Origin of the sequence: Amycolatopsis pittospori (genome assembly GCF_013870525.1) — a bacterium.
In the GTDB taxonomy this organism is placed as follows: Bacteria; Actinomycetota; Actinomycetes; order Mycobacteriales; family Pseudonocardiaceae; genus Amycolatopsis; species Amycolatopsis pittospori.
This window is the reverse complement of record NZ_JACBXD010000007.1, coordinates 18330-43721: the sequence shown is the minus strand read 5'-3', so window position 1 is coordinate 43721 and position 25392 is coordinate 18330. Positions and strand designations below refer to the sequence as shown.

Below are 25392 nucleotides of genomic sequence, written 5' to 3'. Positions count from 1 at the left end.
CGATGCGCCTGCTGCTGATCGCCGACACCCATCTGCCGCTGCGCGCGAAAGCGATGCCGGATCAGGTCTGGCGCGAGGTCGAGGCGGCGGACGTCGTCGTCCACGCCGGCGACTGGGTCGAGGCCGCTCTCCTTGACGAACTCGAAAGCCGGAGCCGTCGGCTGATCGGCGTCCACGGCAACAACGACGGCCCGGATCTGCGCTCGCGGCTGCCCGAGATCGCGCGGGCGGAACTCGACGGCGTCCGGCTCGCCGTCATCCACGAGACCGGCGGCAAACAGGGGCGCGAGCGACGTTGCGACGAGCTCTTCCCCGAAACCGACGTCCTCGTGTTCGGGCACAGCCACATCCCCTGGGACACGGTCACGCCGAGGGGCCTGCGGCTGCTGAACCCCGGCTCGCCGACGGACCGGCGGCGGCAGCCGTTCTGCACGTATCAGACCGCCGAGATCCGCGACGGTGAGTTGCGCGATGTCGCTCTGCATGAGCTGCCCTCACGCCGCTGACGGGGTAGACAGGTAGCCATGGAACCGGCGCAGGCGTTGAGGGAGATCGCGTTCCGGCTGGAGCGCGCGGGCGAGCCGAGTTACCGGGTGCGGGCCTTCCGGCAGGCGGCCTCGGTGATCGCCAAGGTCAAGCCCGACGACCTGCGCAAACGCGCCGAAGCCGGGACGCTCACCGCGTTGCCGAACATCGGCAAGGCGACCGCGGCCGTCGTCGAGGACGTGCTCGCCGGACGCCGTCCCGCGTACTTCGAGAAGATCGGCGAACCGAAGCTGCCCGACGGCGGTCCGATGCGTGCGGCGCTGCGCGGCGACTGCCACACCCATTCGGACTGGTCCGACGGCGGCAGCCCCATCGAGGAGATGGCCGAGGCCGCCCGCGCGCTCGGGCACGAATGGATGGTGCTGACCGATCACTCGCCCCGCCTGACCGTCGCCAACGGGCTCTCGCCCGAGCGGCTGCGGCGGCAGATGGACGTCGTCGCCGAACTGAACGAGACGATGGCGCCGTTCCGGATCCTGCACGGCATCGAGGTCGACATCCACCTCGACGGCACCCTCGACCAAGAGGAAGACCTGCTGGCACAGTTGGACTTCGTCGTAGCGAGCGTGCATTCGAAACTGCGGATGCCCGCGAAGGAGATGACGCCACGCATGCTCGCCGCCGTGCAGCATCCGCGCGTCCGGGTGCTGGGGCACTGCACCGGTCGGCTCGTGATGGGGGCGCGGAAGCGGCCCGAGTCGGAGTTCGACGCGGAGGCCGTGTTCACCGCCTGCCGGGACAACGGGGTCGCCGTCGAGATCAACTCGCGCCCCGAACGCCGGGACCCGCCGACACGGCTGCTGAACCTGGCCGTGGACCTGGGCTGCGACTTCGCCATCGACAGCGACGCGCACGCGCCGGGGCAGCTGGACTGGCTGGTGTACGGCTGCGTGCGGGCCATGGAGATGGGGATCGAACCGGACCGGGTGATCAACACGCGGACCGCCGAAGACCTGCTCGCCTCGGGCCGAGACCGCAACTAGTCCTCTGGTTGCGGTAGTTCGAGCGCGAACTACCGCATTTAGTCCTCTAGTTGCGGTCTCGGGACGGGCGTTCGGTCAGTCGATCTCGAACGGGTCGCCGTAGACCTTCCACTTCAGCGGCGTGTGCAGGTCGAGGTTGCCCTCGTTGAGCCACACGAGCTGCGCGGTGTCGATCCGGGAGGTGTCCGCGTGCGCCTCTTCCTGCTTCATGATCACGCGCCGCGCGTCGAGGAACGCCGTGAGGTACGTCTTCTCGTCACCGCCCTGCGACGGCGGCTTCGCCTTGCCGATCGCGGTGGAGCGGATGCCGCCGAAGCTGTCCGAACTGGTGCCCGGGCCATGCATCACGATGGCGTCGTAATAGATGAATTGTCCCAGTGCGCCCAGACCGTCCGATTTCGCCTGGTTCACCGAGGGATCGAAATAGACGCGGTCGCGTTCGCCGTTCTGCGCGGCCTGGAAGTCGGACTGGGCCGCCGCCTCACGCCACGCGTTTTCGAAACCGCTGCCGAGGCCTTCGTGCGAATCGGAGCCGTCGACCGCGCGCAGGGCGGGGAGGTATTCCGCGAGCGGGTTGTCCGGGACGGAGTTCGTGTAGCGCTCGACGAGTTCGAGCATGTCGCCGGTGCCGGAACAGAACCCGATGATGCCGGCGGTGTACCCGCGTCCGTCGCCGATGTCCTCGATGTACTGATACTGCGCTTTCCAGTCCAGCGAAGAGTTTTCCGCGCTGGAGACGATCTGCATCGCGATCTCCTTCTTCTCCGGCGAGGCGAGATCGCCACCGGAGGCGAAGATCGAGGCGCTCGCCGGAACCGGTTCGGCGGAGGCGAGTGAAGAGATCGCGACAGGGCCGGAAACGGCGAGAGCGAGGACGGAGACCGCGCCGAGAGCGCGGCGCATCGCGGGCCGCAGGGCGTTACTCATGAAAGGTGTCCCTTTCCACAGAGAATTGTCATCTTCTGTCAGGTGTAACTGCGGCGTGGCCACACGATAACCACGAGTGAATGCGCGCCACAAGACCCGCGACCGCGAAAAGTCGCGACGCGATCACCGACGAAAGGACCTTGTGGCGGGCCGGCTCCCCGTGATTCCCCGCGCCACGCGTGCTTGAACGGCGATCACGCGTGCTTGGAAGGCGCACTCACGTGATCAGCCGGACGACTCACGTGATCAGCCGGACGACGCGCGTGATTGGATGGACGACGCGTCGAGACCGAGGCCCGCATCGTGGCGTCCGTCTGATCACGCGAGTGCGCCGCTCAATCACGTGTGTCGTCCGTCTGATCACGCGAGTGCGCCATCCAGACACGCGAGTTCGGCGCTCAAGCACGCGAGTTCGGTGTCCAGGCACGCGAGGGGAGGCTGAGACGTCGGGCTCAGGGCCCCGCGGGGCGGCTACAGGACGCTGAACCGCAGGCCGGCGCCGCTGAGCCGGTCAATCAGCGGTTGCCCCATCGCGGTCGCCGTGGTCACCTGGCCGGCGACCTTCGGCAGGTCGTCCAGCGCCAGGCACATCGCGGACTCGGCGAGCATCTTCGCGGTCTCGCCGTAGCCGGGGTCGCCGCCGGAAACCTCGGTCACCACGCGCTCGCCGCCGCTTTCGGCATGGAACCGCACGGAGAACCACGAGCGCGCCCGCCGCTGCTCGTCCGGCCCGGCGCCGGGCTTCAGGAGGTTCGACAACGCCCGGCGCGCCGGCGGGATCTGGGCGGCGGCGAAGACGAGGCCCATCCCGGCAGCACCGGCGGCGACCACCGGAAGTCGTTTGATGGCCGCGAAATGCCGGTAGGTGAAGTCGGGACCGTAGTTCTCCAGTGCGGCGGCGGAGCGTGCGACGATCATCGGGTCGATCGTCGGCAGCGGCACGGCCCAGAAGCCGTCCGGGTTGCGGTGCGGCGTGCCGATCGGGGCTCGTGCGCGACGGCCCTCAGGACGCGGCTCGGCCGACGAGCGTTCCCGCGCGGCGCGAAGACTGGAAGGCATCCGGGAAAACGCGGTCAGTGCCGAAAGGAAGGTGCCGCCCGACGGCATCCCGCCCGCCCGTACGTACCCGTCGATCTCGATTGGTTTCCCTTGTGGTAGCTGGGAAACCGTGAACAGTGCGCCGAGATCGTGCGGGATCGAGTCGAATCCGCACGCGTGCACCAGCCGGGCGCCGGTCTCGGCCGCGCGGGCGTGGTGGGCGAGGTACATCCGGTCGACGAACTCGGGCTCGCCGCACAGATCGGCGTAGTCGGTCCCGGCTTCGGCGCACGCGGCGACCAGTGGTTCGCCGTAGTGGATGTACGGGCCGACGGTCGTGGCGACGACCTTCGTGGACTCCGCGACCTTCCGCAGAGAGTCCACATCGGAGACATCGGCCCGCAGCAAGGGCAGTGTGGCCAGGTTTTCGTCGATCGAGGAAAGCTTCTCACGCAGCGTTTCCAGCTTGCGCCGGTCGCGTCCGGCCAAGGCCCAGCGCAGGCCGGGAGGCGCGGTGCGGGCGAGGTATTCCGCGGTCAGGCCACCGGTGAACCCGGTGGCCCCGAACAGGACGACGTCGTGGTCACGCTCAGTGGACATGGCGCCCAGGCTACCGCCGGTCAGTGCCGGTCGCCGGTGTAGACGACGGCGGCGCCCACCGCGTCGATCCCCGAGATCAGGTCGGCCAGCGACCTCGGGAGGTCACGGTGGGTCGCTTCGGCCCAGTCCCGCAGCGCGGCGCGGTCGAGTTCGGGCTCACAGAGGTCGTCGAGACCGATGGTCCAGGCCAGTAAGGCCAGGCAGACCGAATGCGGATCCGGCCGTTCGGTGCCGAGTACGGCGGCCCTGGCCTTGCTGCGCGCGGCGGTCGACATCAGCAGATCCCGAGGTGGGTAGCGGTGAATTTTCCGCATGAGACCCCGATCGGTCTCGCGGTTGATCACCCCCGCGTCGAGCAGATTGTTCGCTACCGTTTCCCCGATGTCCTGACGGAGATGGTCGACCCATTCCCGGACGGTGTGCCACTCGCGCTCGCCGAGGATTTCCGAGAACGCGCGATCCAGCACGGGATGACCGATCCGGCGGCGGGACAGCGGCCGGATTCGCTTGCGTTCCACGGTGATCCGCTCGGCGAGGAGGAGATCGCAGAGCGCGGAACCGGCCATTCCGATGCCCAGTCCCGTGCGGCGCAGCGCGGGTTTTCCGGTGAACTCGTCGTGGGCGAGGAAGAACAGGGAATCGACCAAGGTCAGCCGACGCATGAATGGCACGCCCTCCGGCGTTGAAAGTGCGGGACGGCCAAAGTAGCGGTACCGGGTGTACCACTGCGACCCGAGGTCCGTTTTTAGCCTGAACGGACGTACCTCGCCGGGTTGTCCGGCCCTAGGGTGGGATGGCTTCTCAAGATCAAGAGCACGAACCGACCGTGTTCACCACGATTTCGACGTCCGGGGGGACGGATCAATGGGTACGCACAGACCGCGACGCGGTCTCGGCCATCGGCGGCTCGGGGCCGCCCAGATCGTCTTCTTCGTGGTGGCGGCGGCGGGTCCGCTGTTCGCCATCGCGGGCGGGGTCCCGACGAACTACGCGGTCACCGGCAGTGTCGGTGTGCCGTTGTCGTTCCTCCTGCTCGCCCCGATCCTGGGCCTGTTCGCGGTCGGGTATGCGGCGATGAGCCGCTACATCACCAACGCGGGTGCCTTCTACCCGTACGTCGCCAACGGGGTCGGTAAATCCACCGGCGCCGGGATCGCGTTCGTCACGCTGATCACCTACAACGCCATTCAGACCAGCATCTACGGCCTGTTCGGCTGGTCGGTGTCGACCTGGCTGGGCACGCTCACCGGTTCACCGCCGCCGTGGTGGCTGTGCTCCTTGGTGATGGTGGTGATCGTCGGCATGCTCGGCGTGTTGAGGGTCGACCTCAACGCCAAGGTGCTCGGGGTGGCGTTGTGTCTCGAGGTCGCCATCATCACCGTGGTCGACATCGCGTTGTTCACGAATCCGGCCGGAGGCGGCGTTTCCTGGGTGCCGTTGGAGCCGTCGAGCCTGTTCACGACCGGGGTGGGCGCGGTGTTCGCGTTCTCCGCCGCGGCGTTCATCGGCTTCGAGGGCGCGGCGACCTACGGCGAGGAGACGCGTGAACCCAGCCGTACGGTCGGCCGGGCGACGTTCGCGGCGATCGGTCTCACCGCGGTCCTCTATGTCGTGTCCTCGCTCGCGCTCGCCGTCGGCACCGGACCCGACGCGATCGTCACCACCGCGTCCGCCCACGGACCGGATCTGCTGTTCGATCTGGCGGGCGAACATCTCGGCGGCACGTTCTCCGACATCGCCTACACGCTTTTCGTGACCGGTCAATGCGCGGCGCTGCTGAGTTTCCACAACGCCGTCGCGCGGTACTTCTTCGCGCTCGGCCGCGAGGGCCTGCTGCCGCGTTCGCTCGCCAAGACGAGCAAGCGCACCGGGGCGCCGTCGGCGGGTTCGCTCACGCAGACCGCGCTCGCCTTCGTGGTGGTGTCCGCGTTCGCGATCGCCGGGCGCGATCCGGTGACCGAACTGTTCACCTGGCTCGGTGCGACGGCGTCGATGGGTGCCGTGGTGATCATGATCGCCGTCTCGCTTTCGGTGATCGGCTTTTTCAAACGGCGCCGTCAGGCCGAAAACGCCTGGCGCCGCTGGATGGCGCCGAGTCTGGCGATCCTCGCGCTGTCGGCCGTCCTCGCGTTGATCCTGCTCAATTTCGACGTGCTGCTCGGGCCGGCGGGCACCTTCCTGCTGCGCTGGGGACTGCCCGGGCTCGTGGTCCTCGCCGCGCTGGTGGGCTTCCTGCGCGCGGAAGTGCTGCGGACACGGGATCCCGAGACCTACGCCGGGATCGGCGGCCCGCTCGAAGACGACGAGGACGAACGCGAACCCGCGGTCCTGAGGCGGGGCCGATGATCATCCGGCCCGCCGAACAGTCCGAAATGGACACTGTGGTCGACGTGCTGGCCGAGGCCTTCCACGACGACCCCGTCAGCGTGTGGTCCTTCCCCGATGACGAGCGCCGCGCGGTGGCGCTGCCGATCTTCTATCGCGCGATCGTGCTCGGGGCGTGGGCCACGGGTGGCCATATCGACGTCACCGGTGATCTTTCGGCGGCGATCGTCTGGACCCCCGGCGAGGCGGAAGGCGAGCCGGACGGTGATGTCTTCGCCGGGCTCACCGAGGTCGAACTGGGGCGGCTCGGCGCGTTGTTCGCACTGATGACGGAGCGTGCTCCCGGCGGCGAGTACCACCACGCGCAGTTCATCGGCGTTCGCAAGAACGCGCAGCGGCAAGGGATCGGTGCCAGGCTGCTGCGGCACGGGCTCGACCGCTGTGGCGCCGAGGGCGCACCCGCGTACCTGGAGGCCAGCTCGCCGGACAGCGCGAAACTGTACCGGCGACTGGGTTTTCGCGATCATGGCCCGGTGTTCGCCGCCGAGGACGGGCCGCCGATGCGGCCGATGTGGCGGGACCCGTGACAGATCTCTCGTCGATTTGTCTATAAAGGACTGGTAAAGTCGCGGGCAGATGACGACGACCCGTGCCCCCGCCCCACGGCACCGTTCCGTCTTCTTCTTGCTGATCTTGCTCGTCTTCGCCTTCGTCACGCCCACCGTTCCCCACGGGCACGGTGGTGCTACCGGGGACGATCCGGTCGCCGTCTTCGCGACCCATCCGCTGCCCGCCTTCCACGGCGGCCAAGCCGTTCCCCTCGCCGACGTCCCCGCCGAGACGGCGACCGTCGACCTCCCCGACGCCGGGCCCGCTCCCGAACAGGGCGAACCCGTCGTCGTCACCCGCGCGCTGCCCCATGCCGCCGCGCGGGCGCCTCCGCGCTGATCCGGCCCTCGACCCGTATCAGCCACCATCGGAGGTCTCCATGAGTTCCGGTCATGCCCTGCTGGCCGTAGGCGGGGCGTTCCTCGCCGCCGGTGTGATCGCCAGAGCCGGCGCCCGCATCGGGCTGCCCACCATCCCCCTGTTCATGCTGGCCGGTTTCGTCTTCGGCCCCAACACCCCCGGACTGTCCCTTGTGGACGATCCGAGTGAGCTCGGCGTACTCGCCGGGCTCGGTCTCGTCTTCCTCCTGTTCTACCTCGGCCTCGAGTTCTCCCTCGACGACCTGGCCAAGGGTGGTCGCAAACTCGTCTGGTCAGGGCTGATCTACCTGATCCTGAACATCGGCGGAGGGCTCGCCTTCGGCTTCCTGCTGGGCTGGGGCACCCGGGAAGCGCTGGTCATCGCCGGCGCCATCGGGATCTCGTCGTCGGCGATCGTCACGAAACTCCTGCTCGAAGCACGCCGGATGAACAATCCCGAGTCCCGGCTCATCATGGGCATCATCGTGATCGAGGACCTGTTCCTCGCGCTCTACCTGGCGTTGCTGCAGCCGGTGCTGTCCGGTGCCGGGACGTTCGGCTCGGCCGCGGCCGACTTCGGCAAGGCGTTCGCGTTCCTGATCGTGATGGCCGCGCTCGCCCGCTGGGGCGGCCGCGTGGTGTCGAAACTGTTCGGTTCGGCCGACGACGAACTCCTGACCGTCTGCTTCGTCGGTGTCGCCGTCATGGGCGCCGCCGTCGCCGAAGAGGTCGGGGTGTCCGACGCCATCGGCGCGTTCATGGTCGGCATGATGCTCGGCGGTTCGAAGGTCGCGCCACGCATCCACAAGCTGGTGCTCCCGCTGCGGGACGCGTTCGGCGCGCTGTTCTTCTTCATCTTCGGACTCAGCATCGACCCGAACGCGGTCGGCTCGGTGGTCGTCCCGGTGCTGATCGCGGTGGCGCTGACCATCGTGCTGAACCTGGGCGCGGGCGCGCTGGCCGCGCGGCTGCACGGATTCGACCGGCAGGCCGGGGTGAACATCGGGCTGACCGTGCTCACCCGGGGCGAGTTCTCGCTGGTGCTCGCCGCGATGGCGACCGCGGCCGGGCTGGACTCGCGGGTCGCGCCGTTCGTCGCGGGCTACGTCCTGCTGCTGGCCGTGATCGGTCCAGTCGCGGTCATCCGCTCGGAGAAACTCGCCTGGTTGCTACCGGCGAGTATCGTCCGGGGTGATTCGACCCGTCGTGGCCGCGAAGAGCCGGCCCGGGCGACGTGACGAGGAGGCCTGGGTGACAGAGCGGTTCGGCGGCTACCAGAACGAGATCTACCTGCAGGGGCTCGGCGGGATCCTCCCGCCGTGCTCCACCGACGCCACGAAGCTGGAGGAGTCGGCGCGGGAGATCCTGGAGCCGGGGCCGTTCTGGTACGTCGCGGGCTCGGCCGGTTCGGGCGCCACCGCGCGCGCGAACCGGGAGGCGTTCGATCGCTGGCGCCTGGTGCCCCGCATGCTCACCGGGTCGACCGAACGCGATCTGTCGACGACCGTGCTGGGGACGTCGCTGCCCGCGCCGGTGCTGCTGGCGCCGGTCGGCGTCCAGTCGATCGTGCACGAGGGCGCCGAACCGGCGGCCGCTCGCGCGGCGACCTCGGTCGGCCTGCCCTACATCATGTCGACGGCGTCCTCGACGAGCATCGAGGACGTCGCCGAGGCCAGTGGCGAGGGCTCGCGCTGGTTCCAGCTGTACTGGCCGACGGACAACGAGGTCTGCGCGAGCATCCTGGCCCGGGCGAAGGCCGCGGGCTTCACGACGCTCGTCATCACCCTCGACACGTGGACGCTGGCGTGGCGCCCGAACGACCTCGACCACGCGTACCTGCCGTTCATCAAGGGAGTGGGGCTCGGTGTCCCGCTGAGCGACCCGGTGTTCCGCGGCCTGCTCGAGAAGTCGCCCGAAGAGGACCCGCCCACCGCGATCCTGCGCTGGATCTCGATGATCACCGGCACTGACAGCACCTGGGACCGGCTCCCGTTCCTGCGTGAGCACTGGGACGGGCCGATCGTGCTCAAGGGCATCCAGCATCCGGACGACGCGCGCCGCGCCGTCGAGGCCGGAATGGACGGGATCGTCGTCTCCAACCACGGCGGCCGCCAGGTCGACGGCGCCGTCGGTTCGCTCGACATGCTCCCGGAGATCGTCGCCGCGGTCGGGGACCGGCTCGAGATCCTGTTCGACTCCGGGATCCGCACCGGCGCCGACATCGCCAAGGCGCTCGCGCTCGGGGCGAAGGCCGTGCTCGTGGGCCGGCCGTGGGTGTACGGGCTCGCGCACGCGGGGGAGGACGGCGTCCGGCACGTGCTGCGGAGCCTGCTCGCCGACCTCGACCTGACCATGGGCCTGTCCGGGCACCGGACCCTCGCCGACCTCACCCCGGGCTCCCTCACGCGCTCCTGATTAAGCGTCTAGTCCTCTGGATGCGGTAGTTCGTATCGCCGACTACCGCATCCAGAGGACTGAACGCGGGGGGTGGCGGTGACGTGGGGGATATTCGGAAGCCCTGATCGTCACGCACGGCTATCCTGGTGCCGGTCATGGCTTCCACAACTTCCCCGCTCGGCGCCCTGCGCGCTCGCCTGCCCGAACTCATGTCGCGCGACGAGCACCGCCTCCGGCGCCGGCTCGACGGTGCCCGGAAAGCGCGGAACGCCGAGAGCGTCGCCGCGCAGATCGAGGCCGACATCGAGGCCGCGGAACTGCGGGTCACCCGCAGGCGCGACGGCGTCCCGAAGATCTCGTACCCCGAAGAGCTGCCGGTCAGCCGGCGCAAGGACGAGATCGCCGCCGCCATCCGCGACCACCAGGTGGTGATCGTCGCGGGCGAGACCGGATCCGGGAAGACGACCCAGCTGCCGAAGATCTGCCTCGAACTCGGACGCGGTATCCGCGGCCAGATCGGGCACACGCAGCCGAGACGGCTCGCCGCGCGCACGGTCGCCGACCGCATCGCCTCGGAACTGAACACCGAACTCGGCGAGGCCGTCGGCTACAAGGTCCGGTTCACCGACCAGTCCGGTCAGGACACGCTGGTCAAGCTGATGACCGACGGCATCCTGCTCGCCGAGATCCAGACCGACCGGATGCTGCGGCAGTACGACACGCTGATCATCGACGAGGCGCACGAGCGCAGCCTCAACATCGACTTCATCCTCGGCTACGTCAAACAGCTTCTGCCGCGCCGTCCCGACCTCAAGGTGATCATCACCTCGGCGACGATCGACCCGGAGCGGTTCTCCAAGCATTTCGACGACGCCCCGATCGTCGAGGTCTCCGGCCGGACGTATCCGGTCGAGGTCCGCTACCGGCCGATCATCGACCCCGACGACCCGGACGCCGACCAGGATCGGGACCAGACGCAGGCCATCTGCGACGCCGTCGACGAACTGCAGTACGAGGGACCCGGCGACATCCTGGTGTTCCTCTCCGGGGAGCGGGAGATCCGCGACACCGCGGACGCACTGTCCAAACAGGACCTCAAGAACACCGAGATCCTGCCGCTGTACGCGCGGCTTTCGTCGTCGGACCAGCATCGCGTGTTCCAGCGCCATACCGGGCGCCGCGTCGTCCTCGCCACGAACGTCGCCGAGACGTCGCTGACCGTGCCGGGTATCAAGTACGTCGTCGACCCCGGCACCGCGCGGATCTCGCGCTACAGCCATCGCACCAAGGTCCAGCGGCTGCCGATCGAGCCGGTGTCGCAGGCGTCGGCGAACCAGCGCAAGGGCCGCTGCGGACGAACCTCCGACGGTATCTGTATCCGGCTGTACTCCGAAGACGACTTCGACGCGCGGCCCGAGTTCACCGATCCGGAGATCCTGCGGACCAACCTCGCGTCGGTCATCCTGCAGATGACGTCGCTCGGCCTCGGCGACATCGCGGCGTTCCCGTTCGTGGAGCCGCCGGATCGCCGCCAGGTCACCGACGGTGTCCAGTTGCTGCAGGAACTCGGCGCCTTCGAGATGTCGGACGGCAAGAAGCTCACCGAGACCGGCCGCAAACTGGCGCTGCTCCCGGTCGACCCGCGGATGGCGCGGATGGTGCTGGAGGCCTCGCGCAACGGCTGCATGCGCGAAGTGATGATCATCGCCGCCGCACTGTCCATTCAGGACCCGCGTGAGCGGCCCGCGGAGAAGCAGCAGGCGGCGGACGAGCAGCACGCGCGGTTCGCCGACAAGACGTCCGACTTCCTGGCGTACCTGAACCTGTGGGAGTACGTCAGCGAGCAGCAGAAGGCGTTGTCCAGCAACCAGTTCCGCCGGTTGTGTCGCAACGAGTACCTGAACTACCTGCGCATCCGCGAGTGGCAGGACATCTTCAGTCAGCTGCGTCAGCTGGCCAAACCGCTCGGCATCACGCTCAACGCGGGCGACGCGGCCGACCCGCAACGGGTGCACACGGCGCTGATCGCCGGGCTGCTGTCGCACGTCGGGCTCAAGGACCCGGCCAAGGGCGACTACCTCGGCGCGCGCGGGGCGCGGTTCTCGGTGTTCCCCGGCTCGGCTCTGTTCAAGAAGCAGCCGCGGTTCGTGATGTCGGCCGAGCTCGTCGAGACCTCGCGGCTGTGGGGCCGGGTCAACGCGCGCATCGAGCCGGAATGGGTCGAGCCGCTCGCCGGGCACGTGGTGAAGCGGAACTACTCCGAGCCGCACTGGGAACGCAAACAGGGCGCGGTGATGGCCTTGGAGAAGGTGACCCTGTACGGCGTCCCGTTGGTCGCCGACCGCCGCGTCAACTACGGCCGCATCGACCCGGAGATGAGCCGCGAGCTGTTCATCCGGCACGCGCTGGTGGAAGGCGACTGGGAGACCCGGCACCACTTCTTCCGCGAGAATCGCGCGTTGCTCGACGAGGTCGAGGACCTGGAGAACCGGGCGCGCCGCCGCGACATCCTGGTCGACGACGAGACGCTGTTCGAGTTCTACGAGCAGCGTGTCCCTGCCGACGTCGTCTCCGCGAGGCATTTCGACAGCTGGTGGAAGAAGGCCCGCCACACCGAGCCCGACCTGTTGAGCTTCGAGAAGACGATGCTCATCAACGAGACCGCGGGTGGCGTGCGCGAGGCCGACTACCCCGATTTCTGGACGCAGGGCACGCAGACCTTCAAACTCACGTACCAGTTCGAGCCGGGCGCGGACGCGGACGGCGTCACCGTGCACCTCCCGCTGCCGGTGCTGAACCAGGTGACCGCGGACGGCTTCGACTGGCAGGTCCCCGGCCTGCGCGAAGAACTGGTGACGCAGCTGATCAAGTCGCTGCCCAAGGCGATCCGGCGCAACTTCGTGCCTGCACCGGACCACGCCAAGCTGGTCCTTTCCCGGGTCGGCCCGGCCGACGGACCGCTGCTGCACGCCGTCGCCGATGAGCTGGAAGCGCTGCGCGGCGTGGTGATCCCGGATGACGCCTGGCAGCTTTCGGCGGTCCCGGAACACCTGAAGATGACGTTCCGCGTGGTGGACGTCCGCGGCAAGAAGGTGTCCGAGGGCAAGGACATCGAGGCGCTGAAACGAGACTTGAGCGGCCAGGTGCGCGCGACGATCTCGAAGGCCGCCGACAGCATCGAGCGTGAGGGCCTGACCACCCCCGCGTTCGGCGAACTGCCGAAGGTGTTCGCGAGCAAACAGCGCGGGCACGACGTCAAGGCGTATCCGGCGCTCGTCGACGAGGGCGGGACCGTGGCCGTGCGGCTGCTGGACACGCCCGGCCAGCAGGAACAGTCGATGTGGGCGGGTACGCGGCGGATGCTGCGGCTCAACCTGCCGTCGCCGATGAAGTTCATCACCCGCAACCTGGGCAACTCGTCGAAACTCGTCCTCAACCGCAACCCGCACGGTTCGGTCGCGGCCCTGCTCGAAGACTGCGTCGACTGCGCCGTCGACCAGCTCGTCGCCGAGAACGGCGGCCCGCGCTGGGACGAGGCCGGATTCGCCGTCCTGCTGGAGAAGGTGCGCGCCGGGCTGAACGCCGGAGTGCTCGACGTCCTGACGAACGTCGAGAAGATCCTGCGCGCGGCCAACGACGTCGAGACGCGGCTGGCCGACACCCGCGGCCCGGCGGATTCGCTCGCGGATATCCGGTCGCAGCTGAACGGCTTGGTACACAAGGGTTTCGTCACCGAGACCGGCCAGGATCGGCTGAAGCACGTCGTCCGGTACCTGCGCGGGATCGAGCGGCGGCTGGAGAAACTCCCGACCGAACCGACCCGCGACATCCAGCGGACCGGCGACATCGCGTGGCTTCGCAACGAGTACAAGACCGCGCTCGACGCGCTACCGCCCGGAACCTCGTCGCCGGCACTGCGGGACATCCGGTGGATGATCGAGGAGCTGCGGGTCAGCTTCTTCGCCCAGACACTCGGGACGGCCCATCCGGTCTCGCTGAAGCGGGTCATCAAGGCCCTGGACGACGCCGCGGCCGGGTCGTGAGTGGCGTTTCGGGTTAGAACCCGAAACGCCACTCACGACCAACCCGACCCACTCGGTACCGCGCCACCACCTGCTCCGCAATTAGTCCTCTACTTGCGTTCACTTCGCGTCGGCGTAGGTGTCCACGGCGGCGATGTGCAGTGGGAACCGCACGGGGCAAGCGGCACCGAACAGCATCCGCGCCGCCTCCGTCATACTGTCCACAATGGACTGCGATACCTCGTCGGCGAATTCGGCCGGGGTGTGCACCAGGACCTCGTCGTGCTGGAAGAACACCAGGTGCGCGGGGGAGGGGAGCCGGCTGCGCAGGGTCGCCAGCAGGACCGCGGTCATATCCGCCGCGCTCGCCTGCACGACGAAGTTCCGGGTGAACCGGCCCCAGCCGCGTGACGCCTGCCGTGCCTTGGTCTCGGCCGCTTCGTCCTCGGTGAAGCCGCCGGTCAGGGCGCGCCAGGCCTCCGACGGCGCGGGTGAGGTCCGGCCCAGCCGGGAGCGGACGCGCTCGCCGCGTTCCCCGGCCTGCGCGGCACGCTCCACATAGGACACCGCGTCCGGGAATCTGTTGCGCAGCAACGCCAGCAGTGGCCCGGCCTCGCCGGACGTGCCACCGTACATCGCCGAAAGCATCGCGATCTTCGCGCGGTCGCGATCGTCCCTGTCGTCCCACGCGGGCACCGGCACGCGGCGGACCCCGGAGAACATCGCCTCCGCGAGGCTCGCGTAGAGATCCGTGGCCGCGGCGACCTCGGCCAGTTTGCGGTCGCCGGACAGCGCCGTCAGCACCCGCGGTTCCAGTTGAGCGGCGTCGGCGACCACCAGTTTCCAGCCCGGATCGGCGCGGACGCAGGTCCGCAGGACCTTCGGGATCTGCAGTGCGCCGCCACCACGGCTGGCCCAGCGCCCCGAGACGACGCCGCCGACGATGTAGTGCGGGCGGAAGCGACCGTCGTGCACCCACTCGTCGAGCCACGTCCAGCCGTTGGCCGAATGCAGCCGCGCGAGTTCCTTGTACTCCAGCAGCGGCGGGACGGCGGGGTGGTCGATGTCGCGTAGCAGGTACTTCCTGGCCGAAGCGACCTCGATACCTTCGCGGCCCAGCGCCCGCACGACGCTGGCCGGGGCGTCCGGATTGACCGGACGGCCGCCGAACGCGTCGCTGATCTTCGCCGCGAGTTCGACCAGGCGTTTCGGCCGGTGGCCCGCCGGGACGCGCGGGCCGAGCTGGTCGGCGAGCAGTTCCAGGTGCAGGTCGGCGCGCCACGGCAGTCCGTCGTAGGACATCTCCGCGGCCGCCAGCGCGCTCGCCGACTCCGCCGCGAAGAGCAGCCGAAGTCGCTCCGGATGCTCCGTGAGGGCGACCCGCTTCTCCTGTTCGGCCAGTACACGGCGAGCGGCTTCGACGACGGTCACCCCGGCGGGCAACCGGGGGCCGCGCGTCTCGAACAGGGTCGGCTGGTCGTCCTCGGCCCACAGTGGGGCCTCGTCGGCGGGCGCCTCCTGCCCGTTCGCCCTGGCCAGTGCCGCGCGCAGGCTCCGTGACTCCTTCGGGCGGCCCTCGTGCGCCAGCAGCAGCCCCTCGGTCAGTGCGAGGTCGTGGCAACGCCGGACGCGGACCCCGGCCTTGATCAACGCCGGGTACGCCCGCTCGACCGACGGGAACACCCAGCGCGGCGAGTGCTCCGCCTCCACCACGCGCACCGAGTCGACGAACTCCGTGAGCTTCAGGCCACTGCGCAGCGGTTCCCCGGAAATCGAGATCGCGAAGTCGCCATCTTCCTCTTGACCTGCGATCGCTTGCACGTTGCCATTGTGCTAGTTCCCTACGACATTTCTGTCATCAGCAGGCTAGTGCGCCGTGGCTACCGGTCGGCTACTGTCGAGTAGCAACCCCATACCGCCGGTACGCGAACGCCGGCGGCATGGCGTCTCGCCGCAGCAGCAACGGAGGTGCCCGGATGAGAAACCCCACCGGCCTCGCCACCTTGGTGGCGGGCAAGGTGACCGAGACCGTGCGCAGCATCGACGTGATGCGCCAGGCGGGCCTGCTCCCGATCCCGCGGGTCGACGAAGGTCTGCGTTCGCTGGTCATGGTGCGGAAGTGGGGCCCGTTCGCCGGCGCGACCATGATCGCCGCCCGCCGGGATCCGACCGCGACCGGCATCATCGACGAGCTCGGCCCGCTGACCTTCAAACAGCTCGACACCCAGTCGAACGCGCTGGCCAGGGCCTGGGCGGAACGCGGGCTCGGCCCGGGTTCGGTGATCGCCGCGCTGTGCCGTGACCACCGCGGTCTCGTGCTGACGATGCTCGCCTCCGGCAAGCTCGGCGCCAAGCTGCTGCTGATGAACACCGGGTTCGCCAAACCGCAGCTCGCGGATGTCGCGAAGCGCGAAGGCGTCACCGCACTCGTCTACGACCAGGAGTTCACGGACCTGCTGGACGCGGTCGAAGGCGAGGTCGACCACTACCTCGCGTGGGTCGATTCGGGCACCGCGCGCCAGGAGGACATCCCGGTCGTCGCCGAACTGGTGGCCAGCACCGACGACCGCCCGTGGCCGGCACCCGCGAAACCGGGCGGCTTCATCCTTCTGACCAGCGGAACCACCGGGACGCCGAAGGGTGCGCCGCGGCCGCACACCTCCGCGCTCGCGTCGGCGCAGTTCCTCGACCGCATCCCGCTGCGGACCGGTGAGGCGACCTACATGGGCGCGCCGCTGTTCCACGGCACCGGGCTTTCGCAGTTCATCCTGTCCTTCGCGCTCGGCTCGAAGGTCGTCATGCGGCGCAAGTTCTCGCCGGAGGAGACGCTGCGCGGGGTCGCGGAGAACGGCTGCACCACGCTGGTGCTCGTGCCCACGATGCTGCAGCGGATCGTCGACCTGCCCGAAGAGGTCCGCGCCAAGTACGACACGTCGGCGTTGCGGATCATCTTCCTCGCCGGGTCCGCGCTCTCCCCGGACCTCGGGAACCGTGCGACGGCCGCGTTCGGCGACGTCGTGCACAACCTCTACGGCTCCACCGAGGTCGCGGTCGCCACGGTCGCGACGCCCGAGGACTGGCGGAAGGCGCCGGGCACGGTCGGCCGCGCGCCGGTCGGCTGCAAGGTCGCGCTGTACGACGAGAAGGGCGGCAAGATCACCGAGCCGCACGTCACCGGCCGGGTGTTCGTCGGCAGCGGCCTGAGCTTCCAGGGCTACACCGACGGGCGGAACAAGGAGATCATCGACGGTCTCCTCTCCAGCGGTGACGTCGGGCATTTCGACGAAGACGGCCTGCTGTTCATCGACGGCCGCGACGACGAAATGATCGTCTCCGGCGGCGAGAACGTCTTCCCGGTCGAGGTCGAAAACCTCCTGGTCGAGCGCGAGGACGTGCTCGAGGCGGCCGTCATCGGCGTGGAGGACCCCGAGTTCGGGCAACGACTGAAGGCGTTCGTCGTGCGGGCCGAGAAGTCGGATCTGGACGTCGACGGGGTGCGGGAGTACGTCAAGGCCAACCTCGCCCGGTACAAGGTGCCGCGCGACGTGGAGTTCCTCGACGAACTACCGCGCAACGCGACCGGGAAGGTGCTGCGCAACAAGCTGCACTAGTACTCCCAGTCGATGCCGAAGACCCCGGGACCGAAGTCGAGCGCGACGGCGTGGACGCCGTTGTTCTGGTCGAGCTTCAGCTCCCGGCGGTCCAGCGGCGCCGTGCCCTGACTCAGGCCCGAGGCACTTGTTCCCGCCGAGGGCCCATGTGCGCTGTACTGCCAGCATTTCGTCGGAATGGTGTCCGGGTCGAACCGGATCTCCAGCAGGTACTCGCGCACCGGGCGCCGGAACTCGCGATAGTGCGTGTTCCGGCATTCCGGGTACGGCGGGCCGGGGTTCGTCAGGGAGTACTCGATCAGGTGAGTCTCACCGCGGTCGATGGGCCGGTCGAAGAGCAGTTCGGCCACCGTGAGCCCGTGCTCGTCGTCGACTTCGGCGCGGCCGACGTGGCAGTTGCGCAGCGTGTTCAACACGGGCGGGCCCGCCTCGGGGTCACCTTGCGCGTAGACCAGCAGCCAGCGATCCTGTCCGTCCGCGCCCGCCTGGAACACCGCCCGGGCGGTCACCGCGCGTTGTCCGCCGTCCGCGGCGATCTCGCACAGGTCGTGCAGGCCGACCAGCTTCAGCTGATGGTGTTGTTCGAGCGCGTTGGGCGCGCCGACCTTTTCCAGCAGCGCCTGGAGCGCTTCGAGCGGGAAGGTCAGCGGCTGTTCGGTCGTGGCGCGGCTGCGGCGTGACGACGCCCCGCGCGGCCTCGGCGGCGGCAGCAGGCTGAGCAGCGAACCGGCGGGCACCGCCAGTACCTCCTCCAGCACCCGGACGGCGGACAGCGAACTCTGCCGTTCCGGTTGTCGTTTCCCCGACTGCCAGTAACTCAGCGCGGTCACGCTGACCGACGCGCCCCGCGCGAGAAGCCGGGCTTGGATGCGGTCGAGACTGAGCCCGCTGGTCGCTATCGCCGACCGCAACGCGGTGGCGAACGCGGTACGCGGCTGGTCCTCATCGTCCGTGCTCACTCGGTCCGTCGCGCTCCCCGCCACCATATGCTGTCCGACCGCCCCCGCCTGCCGTTTCTTGACCTGCCCGGTTGATAACAACACGAATAACTTTATCAGTCTGGGGTAACACTCCAGGGGCGCCTTCTGCCAGGTGAAAACGACTTTCCGGACGAGCGCCGTTACTCCTTTCGGCCTAGTACTGGTAACTGTGAATCATTGCCCGCGACCCTGTGCGGCGGTTTGCATGGCTCCAGCAACGATCATCCTCCCGGGTGATCCGCACGGCGCGGCAGGAAGGGAACCAGTGAGCAAGTCCCGGAAGAACCTGAAGTCCCGAAAGACCCGTAGCGGCCTGGTGGCGGGAGTCGCCCTCGCCGGTGTCACCGCGGCGGTCGCCACCTTCGGCGCCGGAGCGGCGCAGGCCGACCAGCAGGGTCAGATCCGCGGTGCGGGTGAAGCCAACACTGTCGCGGGCAGTTACATCGTGGTCCTCAAGCCCACCGCCGTCGGCCAGGGCGTGGCCGCCGCGGGCGAGGTCACCGCGAACGTGGCCGCCAAGGCGCAGGGCCTCACCGGTGAGTACGGCACCACGCTCTCCCGGACGTACGGCTCGGCCCTGAACGGCTTCTCGATCAAGGCCGACGAGGCCGCGGCGAAGCGGCTCGCCGCCGACCCGCAGGTCGCCTACGTCGTCCAGAACAAGACGTTCAAGATCAGCGAGACCCAGGACAACCCGCCGTCGTGGGGCCTGGACCGCGTCGACCAGGCGGACCTCCCGCTCGACAGCAAGTACACGTACCCGACGAAGGCCGACAACGTCACCGCCTACGTCATCGACACCGGTGTCCGCGGCTCGCACAAGGACTTCGGTGACCGCGCGACCGGCGGCAAGGACTTCGTCGACAACGACGACACCCCCAACGACGAGCACGGTCACGGCACGCACGTCGCCGGCACCATCGGCGGCACGGACCACGGCCTGGCCAAGGGCGTGAAGATCGTCGGTGTCCGCGTTCTGGACGCCAACGGCAGCGGCACCACCGAAGGTGTCGTCGCCGGTGTCGACTGGGTCGCGGCGAACGCCAAGGCCCCGTCGGTCGCGAACATGAGCCTGGGTGGTGGCGCGGACGACGCCCTGGACGAGGCGGTCAAGGGAGCCATCGGCAAGGGCGTGACCTTCGCGCTCGCGGCGGGCAACGAGTCCGCCGACGCCGGCACCACCTCGCCGGCCCGCGTCAAGGAGGCCATCACGGTGGCCGCCAGCGACAAGACCGACAAGCAGGCCAGCTTCTCGAACTACGGTTCGGTCGTGGACCTGTACGCCCCGGGTGTCGACATCACGTCCACGTGGGGCACCGGTGACGACGCCACGAACACCATCAGCGGTACCTCGATGGCCTCGCCGCACGTCGCCGGCGCTGCCGCGCTGTACCTCGCGGCGAACCCCGACGCCACTCCGGCCCAGGTCGCCGAGGGTCTGGTCGCCGCGGCCGCCGACGGCAAGATCAGCAACCCGACCGGGGGCACCGCGAACAAGCTGCTCCAGGTGAAGTAACCCGCTCCCTCCAGACAGGCTGCCCCCGGCGTACCCAGGCGTCGGGGGCAGTCTCCTGTCCGGCTCCGGTCGGGAGGGCGCCGGTGTTGTTACCAACGGGTACGCTCCAGGCATGGTCCTGCGGAAGAACATCCTGATCACCGGTGCGAGCTCCGGACTCGGCGAGGGAATGGCCCGGCAGTACGCCGCCAGAGGCCGCAATCTCGCCCTCGCCGCCCGCCGCGTCGACCGTCTCGACGCCCTCGCCGCGGAGCTCAAGAAGGCGTATCCCGGGATCACCGTCGTCACCCGGAAGCTGGATGTGAACGACCACGACCAGGTCTTCACCGTCTTCGAGGAGTTCCGTGAGGAGCTCGGATCCCTCGACCGTGTGATCGTGAACGCGGGCCTCGGCAAGGGGCAGCCGATCGGCTCCGGCCGGTTCGACGCCAACCGGCAGACCCTTCAGACCAACTTCCTCGCCGCGGCCGCCCAGATCGAGGCCGCCGTCGGCATCTTCCGGAAGCAGAAGGCGGGCCACTTGGTGGTCGTCTCCTCCTTCTCCGCTCTTCGCGCCTTCCCTGGCAACCTGACCGCGTACGCCGCTTCGAAGGCGGGCGTCTCGGCCCTGACCGAAGGCACTCGGATCGAGTTGCTGAAGACGCCGATCAAGGTCACGCAACTGCTCCCCGGCTTCATCGAGTCGGAGATGAACGTGGACATCTCGAAGATCCCGCTCGCCACCAAGGCGGAGGCGGGTGCGCAGGCGCTGGTCAAGGCGATCGAATCCGAGAACGCGAAGGCGTTCGTGCCGTCGTGGCCGTGGAGCGTGCTGGCGAAGGTGTTCCGGTTCGTTCCCGTCTCGGTGCTGCGGAAGTTCGGATGACGGTGGCCGACAAGACCGTCGAGGTCCGCGACGAGGACTCCTTCGATCCCGTCGTCGTGCACAGCTGGCTGGCCGAACGTGTTCCCGGACTGGGCGACACGCCTCCGGAGGTTCGCCAGTTCCCCGGCGGAGCCTCGAATCTCACGTATCTGCTGACCTATCCGGATCGGGAGCTGATCCTGCGGCGCCCGCCCGCCGGGCACAAGGCGGCGTCCGCGCACGACATGCGCCGCGAGTTCCGGGTCCAGCGGGCGCTGCGGCCGGTCTTCCCCTATGTGCCGGAAATGCTCGCCTTCTGCGACGACGAAAGCGTGCTGGGCGGCGACTTCTACGTGATGGAGCGGCTCGAAGGGCTGATCCTGCGCGGGGATCTGCCGCGGTCACCGGCGTTGTCCGCCGAGGGCGCGCGCGAGCTGTGCGGCAAGGTCGTCGACAGGCTGGTGGAATTGCACGCCGTCGACGTCGACGCGGCCGGGCTGGCCGACCTCGGCAAGGGTGCCGGGTACGTGGAGCGTCAGGTACGCGGCTGGTCGGAGCGGTTCCTCAAGGCTCGCACGGAGAACGTCCCGGATTGCGCCGAGGTGATGGCGTGGCTGAAGGAGAACCAGCCCGCCGAAGTGAAGATCTGCCTGATCCACAACGACTACCGGCTCGACAACCTGGTGCTCGACGACGATCTCGACATCGTCGGCGTGCTGGACTGGGAGATGGCGACGCTCGGCGATCCGCTGATGGAACTGGGCAGCACGCTCGCGTACTGGGTGCAGGAGGATGACGACGACGTCATGAAACTCAGCCGTCGTCAGCCCACGCACGTACCCGGGATGTACACACGCGAGGAATTCGTGCGACGGTACGCGGAACGGTCCGGGCTCGAAATCGGCGACTGGACATTCTACGAGGTTTACGGCCTGTTCCGGCTCGCGGTGGTGATCCAGCAGATCTACTTCCGATTCCATAATGGACAGACGCACAATCCGGCCTTCGAGGATCTGTGGCAGTTCGTCGGCTATCTGGACGGGCGCTGCCGCCGGATCATCGGCGGAGGACACGCGTAGTGGGTGCGATCTACCTGGTCCGGCACGGGCAGGCGTCGTTCGGTGCGGAGAACTACGACCAGCTCTCGCCACGCGGGTTCGAACAGGCCACCGTGGTCGGTAACGAGCTGGTGCGGCGCGGCGTCGAATTCAGCCAGGCACGGTCCGGATCCCTGGCCCGCCAACGCGATACGGCGGCGACGGCGGTGAAGGTGCTCGGTTCCGGGGTCGCCGTCGTCGAGGACGAGCGCTGGAACGAGTACGACCACGTCGACATCGCGAAATACCACGCCGCCGGCGTCCAGCAGACCGATTCGCGGGCCTATCAGGCCGCTTTGGACGGTGCGCTGACCGCGTGGATCGCGGCGGGGGAGACCGGCCCGTGCGCCGAGACCTGGCCGGCGTTCCTGGCCAGGGTCGAGGGCGCGCTGGCGGATCTCGTGACGTCGCTCGGCAAAGGGGAGCACGCCGTGGTCTTCAGCTCCGGCGGCGTGATCGCGACGGTCTGCGGCGCGCTGATGGGCACGCCCGAGGCCGGACTGCTGAAACTGAACCGGGTCACCGTGAACGCGGGCATCACCAAACTGGTGTCCGGCCGCGGCGGGGTGACCCTGCTGTCGTTCAACGAACATCCGCATTTCGAGGCGGAAGCCGCGGAACTGCTCACCTACCGCTAGGAGACACGCGATGGCGTTCGGCGAGGTCACGGTCATCCCGGTCAACGGGCACGGTCCCGAGGACGTCGTGGTCGACGACCAGGGGCGGATCTACACCGGTGTCGACGACGGGCGCATCCTGCGCGTCGCGCCGGACGGCAAGCGGATCGACGTCCTCGGTGACACCGGCGGACGTCCGCTGGGCATCGAGTTCTACGGCGACGACCTCCTGATCTGCGACGCGAAGGCGGGACTGCTCACGATGCCGCTCGGGGGTGGCTCCGTGACCACCTTGGCGACTTCGGCGGCGGGCCTCGATTTCGTGTTCTGCAACAACGCCGCCGTGGCCGCCGACGGGACGGTGTACTTCACCGACTCGTCGCGGCGGTTCGGCATCGAGAAATGGCGTGACGACCTGATCGAGCAGACCGGCGGCGGCCGTCTGCTGCGCCGGACCCCGGACGGGAAGATCGAGCAGCTGGCCGACGGTTTCCAGTTCGCCAACGGCGTCGCGCTCCCGCCCGACGAGTCCTATGTGGCCGTCGCCGAGACCGGCGCCTACCGGGTGAGCCGGATCTGGCTGACCGGCGAGCGGGCAGGCGATCGCGACGTCCTCGTCGAGGACCTTTGGGGCTATCCCGACAACATCTCCACCGGCAGCGACGGGCTGATCTGGATCACCGTGGCCAGCCCGAAGGTGCCCGCGCTCTCGGTGATCCAGAAGTTCCCCGCGCCGCTGCGAGCCGCCGTGCGCGCACTGCCGACGTCCCTGCAGCCGTCTCCGTTGCGGGAGTGCGGAGTGCAGGGCGTGAGCCCCGAAGGAAAGCTGGTCCACGAACTGCGCGGGGAGATCGACGGTTTCCACGTGCTGGTCGGCGTCCGTGAGCGGGCCGGGAAGCTGTACTTCGGGTCGCTGGAGGACAACGCGATCGCCGTCACCACGGTCTGAGGCGTGCCTCACGCCGCTCCTCCGGGAGGCGTTGCGAAAGCCACTTTCGCAACGTTGAAGGTTGTGAAAGTGGCTTTCGCGACATCGTCCCCGTGACGTACCGCAGCGGAACCCAAGACCCAGTTGGCTTCAGCCGTCACAGCCACTCGCGGGGTGGATGCTCATCGAAACCGTTAGTCGAGACAGAACTCGTTGCCCTCGGGGTCGTTCATCACGATGAAGCCGAGGCTGAGCGGCTGTTCGGGCTCGAAACGCTGGATCCGCTTCGCCCCCAGGGCGACGAGCCTGTCGCACTCCGCTTCGAGCGCCGCCATCCGCTCGTCGCCCTGAAGTCCGGGAGCGGCGCGGATGTCGAGGTGGAGCCGGTTCTTGGCGACCTTGTCCTCCGGGACCTGCTGGAAGAAGATCCGCGGCCCCTCGCCGTCCGGGTCTTCGAGGGCCGAGCGGGTGTTGCGCTGATCCTCGGGCACGCCGACACGTTCGAGGAACTCGGCCCAGGCGTCCAGCGGATCGGTGCCCTCGGGCACCTCGACCCCCGGGGGACCGGGGTGGACGTAGCCCAGGGCGTCGCGCCAGAAGGTGGACAGCGCCTTCGGATCGTGGGCGTCGAAGGTGACCTGGATTTCGCGGCTCTTGCGGTTCATGGGACCACTCTCGCATGACTAGCGGACAGGATCGGTCCGCTATCTCTGGGAGACTGGTGGCATGGAGGACGAGCGGAGTACGACCGAGCGAGTGCTCACGCTGCTCGGCCTGTTGCAACAGCGCACCGTGTGGACCGGCCCTGAACTGGGGAAACGACTCGGCGTCACGCCGCGCACGATCCGGCGGGACATCGAGCGCCTGCGTGCGCTCGGCTATCCGGTGCAGGCCAGCAACGGGGTCGGCGGCGGCTATCAGCTGGGTCCCGGACAGGACATGCCGCCGCTGCTGTTCGACGACGAAGAGGCGATCGCCACCGCCGTCTCCCTGCTCGCCGGCGCGGGTGACGGCGACGCCGCGCTCCGGGCGCTGGCGAAACTCGACCGGGTGCTGCCGACCCGGTTGCGGCACGAGGTGCGCGCGCTGTCGGGCTCGGTGGAATCCTTCGGTGGCGGCCGCACCCCGGTCGATCCCGACGTCCTCATGACGTTGGCCCGTGCCTGCCGCGACGAGGTCGAAGCCGGGTTCGGCTACCCGTCGTCCTCGGGTTCGATGCGGCGCCGGGTCGAGCCGTATCGGCTGGTGGCCTCCGACCGGCGCTGGTACCTGCTGGCTTACGACCTCGACCGCGACGACTGGCGCAACTTCCGCGTCGACCGGATGACCGAGGTGTCCGCCCGCTCCTGGCGATTCCGGCCGCGACCCGCACCCGACGCGGCGAGCTACGTGCAGGAGAGCGTCGCGAGCCGCGTTTATCCGCACCAGGCGCGTTTTCTGGTGCACGCGCCTGCTTCGATGGTGCGCGCGCAGATCTCGGCGTCGGCCGCGGTGGTGACACCGCGCGAGGATTCGCGGTGCGAAGTGCTGAGCGGGGCGGCGAATCTCGACGCCGTGCTGCTGCACGTGGTGTTGCTGGGGCACGCTTTCGAGGTGATCGAGCCGGTGGAGCTGGCGGAGCGGTGCCGATTCTTGGCCGAACGGCTGTTCTCCGCGGGTGGTGCTTCCCGCATTTAGCCGACTGGTTGCTTGGGTCCAGCGGGTCGTGAGTGGCGATTGGGGCTCTAACCCTCTTTATCACTCACGACCCCTTCCAGGACGTCAAAAAACGTCCTTTATGGACAGTCGCGGACCAGGCAGCCGACATACCACGTTTGCGCTGCCTCTCGACGAGAACCCGAATCGCCACTCGCGACCCCTCGGTTCAGCGCGGGTCTGCCGGTGAGACGGTGTTGCGAAAGCCACTTTCGCAACGTTCAAGGTTGCGAAAGTGGCTTTCGCAACCCTTCACCTGGGCTCACGACCAATCCGGCCACCCACCGACCGCCGGACT

At 68.7% G+C, this 25392-nt stretch carries 21 protein-coding genes; 15 read left to right on the top strand and 6 right to left on the bottom strand.

Annotated elements, in window-relative coordinates:
* Positions 1-2: 2 nt before the first annotated feature.
* Together H5J31_RS05705 and H5J31_RS05700 are read left to right on the top strand one after the other, a co-directional pair.
* Positions 3-506, top strand: coding sequence for a metallophosphoesterase family protein (locus H5J31_RS05705; RefSeq protein WP_181771395.1), 504 nt, complete (start codon positions 3-5; stop codon positions 504-506).
* Between the two features lie 18 nt (positions 507-524).
* Entirely contained in the window at positions 525-1529 is a 1005-nt protein-coding gene (locus H5J31_RS05700) for a PHP domain-containing protein (protein WP_181771394.1), read from the top strand.
* A gap of 75 nt (positions 1530-1604) precedes the next feature.
* Here H5J31_RS05700 and H5J31_RS05695 read toward each other — a convergent pair whose 3' ends face one another.
* From H5J31_RS05695 to H5J31_RS05685, 3 genes are all read right to left on the bottom strand, one after another.
* Positions 1605-2456 (bottom strand): chitosanase, encoded by an 852-nt coding sequence (locus H5J31_RS05695; protein ID WP_181771393.1) that lies wholly within the window; start codon positions 2454-2456, stop codon positions 1605-1607.
* A gap of 471 nt (positions 2457-2927) precedes the next feature.
* A complete protein-coding gene (locus H5J31_RS05690; RefSeq protein WP_181771392.1) occupies positions 2928-4094 on the bottom strand; it encodes a saccharopine dehydrogenase family protein in 1167 nt (388 codons plus the stop codon).
* A 20-nt stretch (positions 4095-4114) separates the two neighbouring features.
* Positions 4115-4756 carry a GOLPH3/VPS74 family protein gene (locus H5J31_RS05685; RefSeq protein WP_181771391.1) on the bottom strand — a complete coding sequence of 214 codons (642 nt, stop codon included), beginning with the start codon at positions 4754-4756 and terminating at the stop codon, positions 4115-4117.
* 202 nt (positions 4757-4958) lie between these two features.
* On the opposite strand from H5J31_RS05685, the gene H5J31_RS05680 reads away from it, so the two are divergent.
* From H5J31_RS05680 to hrpA, 6 genes are all read left to right on the top strand, one after another.
* Positions 4959-6440, top strand: a complete 1482-nt coding sequence (locus H5J31_RS05680; protein ID WP_181771390.1) for an APC family permease — start codon at positions 4959-4961, stop codon at positions 6438-6440.
* Positions 6437-7006, top strand: coding sequence for a GNAT family N-acetyltransferase (locus H5J31_RS05675; RefSeq protein WP_181771389.1), 570 nt, complete (start codon positions 6437-6439; stop codon positions 7004-7006). Before H5J31_RS05680 ends, H5J31_RS05675 begins: the two co-directional genes overlap by 4 nt.
* Before the next feature lie 49 nt (positions 7007-7055).
* Complete coding sequence (locus H5J31_RS05670; protein ID WP_181771388.1) at positions 7056-7367, top strand: hypothetical protein; 312 nt, start codon at positions 7056-7058, stop codon at positions 7365-7367.
* A gap of 40 nt (positions 7368-7407) precedes the next feature.
* Positions 7408-8625 carry a cation:proton antiporter gene (locus tag H5J31_RS05665; protein ID WP_181771387.1) on the top strand — a complete coding sequence of 406 codons (1218 nt, stop codon included), beginning with the start codon at positions 7408-7410 and terminating at the stop codon, positions 8623-8625.
* Between the two features lie 13 nt (positions 8626-8638).
* Positions 8639-9802, top strand: a complete 1164-nt coding sequence (locus H5J31_RS05660; RefSeq protein WP_181771386.1) for a lactate 2-monooxygenase — start codon at positions 8639-8641, stop codon at positions 9800-9802.
* Positions 9803-9993: 191 nt separating this feature from the next.
* Positions 9994-13827, top strand: coding sequence for an ATP-dependent RNA helicase HrpA (gene hrpA / locus H5J31_RS05655; RefSeq protein WP_236004754.1), 3834 nt, complete (start codon positions 9994-9996; stop codon positions 13825-13827).
* 99 nt (positions 13828-13926) lie between these two features.
* On the opposite strand, the gene H5J31_RS05650 is transcribed toward hrpA, so the two are convergent.
* Positions 13927-15627 carry a bifunctional 3'-5' exonuclease/DNA polymerase gene (locus H5J31_RS05650; protein WP_181771384.1) on the bottom strand — a complete coding sequence of 567 codons (1701 nt, stop codon included), beginning with the start codon at positions 15625-15627 and terminating at the stop codon, positions 13927-13929.
* A 155-nt stretch (positions 15628-15782) separates the two neighbouring features.
* Between H5J31_RS05650 and H5J31_RS05645 the strand changes: the two genes are divergently transcribed.
* Positions 15783-17417: an acyl-CoA synthetase gene (locus H5J31_RS05645; protein WP_181771383.1), complete on the top strand. Its 1635-nt coding sequence runs from the start codon at positions 15783-15785 to the stop codon at positions 17415-17417.
* Here H5J31_RS05645 and H5J31_RS05640 read toward each other — a convergent pair.
* Positions 17414-18403: a hypothetical protein gene (locus H5J31_RS05640; RefSeq protein ID WP_181771484.1), complete on the bottom strand. Its 990-nt coding sequence runs from the start codon at positions 18401-18403 to the stop codon at positions 17414-17416. The two genes, H5J31_RS05645 and H5J31_RS05640, sit on opposite strands and share 4 nt — an antisense overlap.
* A 259-nt stretch (positions 18404-18662) precedes the next feature.
* On the opposite strand from H5J31_RS05640, the gene H5J31_RS05635 reads away from it, so the two are divergent.
* From H5J31_RS05635 to H5J31_RS05615, 5 genes are all read left to right on the top strand, one after another.
* Positions 18663-19913 carry a S8 family peptidase gene (locus H5J31_RS05635; RefSeq protein WP_181771382.1) on the top strand — a complete coding sequence of 417 codons (1251 nt, stop codon included), beginning with the start codon at positions 18663-18665 and terminating at the stop codon, positions 19911-19913.
* A 112-nt stretch (positions 19914-20025) separates the two neighbouring features.
* Positions 20026-20778, top strand: a complete 753-nt coding sequence (locus H5J31_RS05630) for an SDR family oxidoreductase (RefSeq protein WP_181771381.1) — start codon at positions 20026-20028, stop codon at positions 20776-20778.
* Positions 20775-21836: a phosphotransferase family protein gene (locus H5J31_RS05625; RefSeq protein ID WP_181771380.1), complete on the top strand. Its 1062-nt coding sequence runs from the start codon at positions 20775-20777 to the stop codon at positions 21834-21836. Before H5J31_RS05630 ends, H5J31_RS05625 begins: the two co-directional genes overlap by 4 nt.
* Positions 21836-22492 carry a histidine phosphatase family protein gene (locus tag H5J31_RS05620; RefSeq protein ID WP_181771379.1) on the top strand — a complete coding sequence of 219 codons (657 nt, stop codon included), beginning with the start codon at positions 21836-21838 and terminating at the stop codon, positions 22490-22492. Before H5J31_RS05625 ends, H5J31_RS05620 begins: the two co-directional genes overlap by 1 nt.
* Before the next feature lie 10 nt (positions 22493-22502).
* The gene (locus tag H5J31_RS05615; protein ID WP_181771378.1) at positions 22503-23420 is read left to right on the top strand and encodes an SMP-30/gluconolactonase/LRE family protein; all 918 of its coding nucleotides are present in this window, start codon (positions 22503-22505) and stop codon (positions 23418-23420) included.
* 173 nt (positions 23421-23593) lie between these two features.
* Here H5J31_RS05615 and H5J31_RS05610 read toward each other — a convergent pair whose 3' ends face one another.
* Positions 23594-24064, bottom strand: a complete 471-nt coding sequence (locus tag H5J31_RS05610) for a VOC family protein (protein WP_181771377.1) — start codon at positions 24062-24064, stop codon at positions 23594-23596.
* Positions 24065-24125: 61 nt separating this feature from the next.
* Here H5J31_RS05610 and H5J31_RS05605 point away from each other — a divergent pair, with 61 nt between their 5' ends.
* Positions 24126-25076: a helix-turn-helix transcriptional regulator gene (locus H5J31_RS05605; RefSeq protein ID WP_181771376.1), complete on the top strand. Its 951-nt coding sequence runs from the start codon at positions 24126-24128 to the stop codon at positions 25074-25076.
* The last annotated feature ends 316 nt before the right edge of the window (positions 25077-25392 follow it).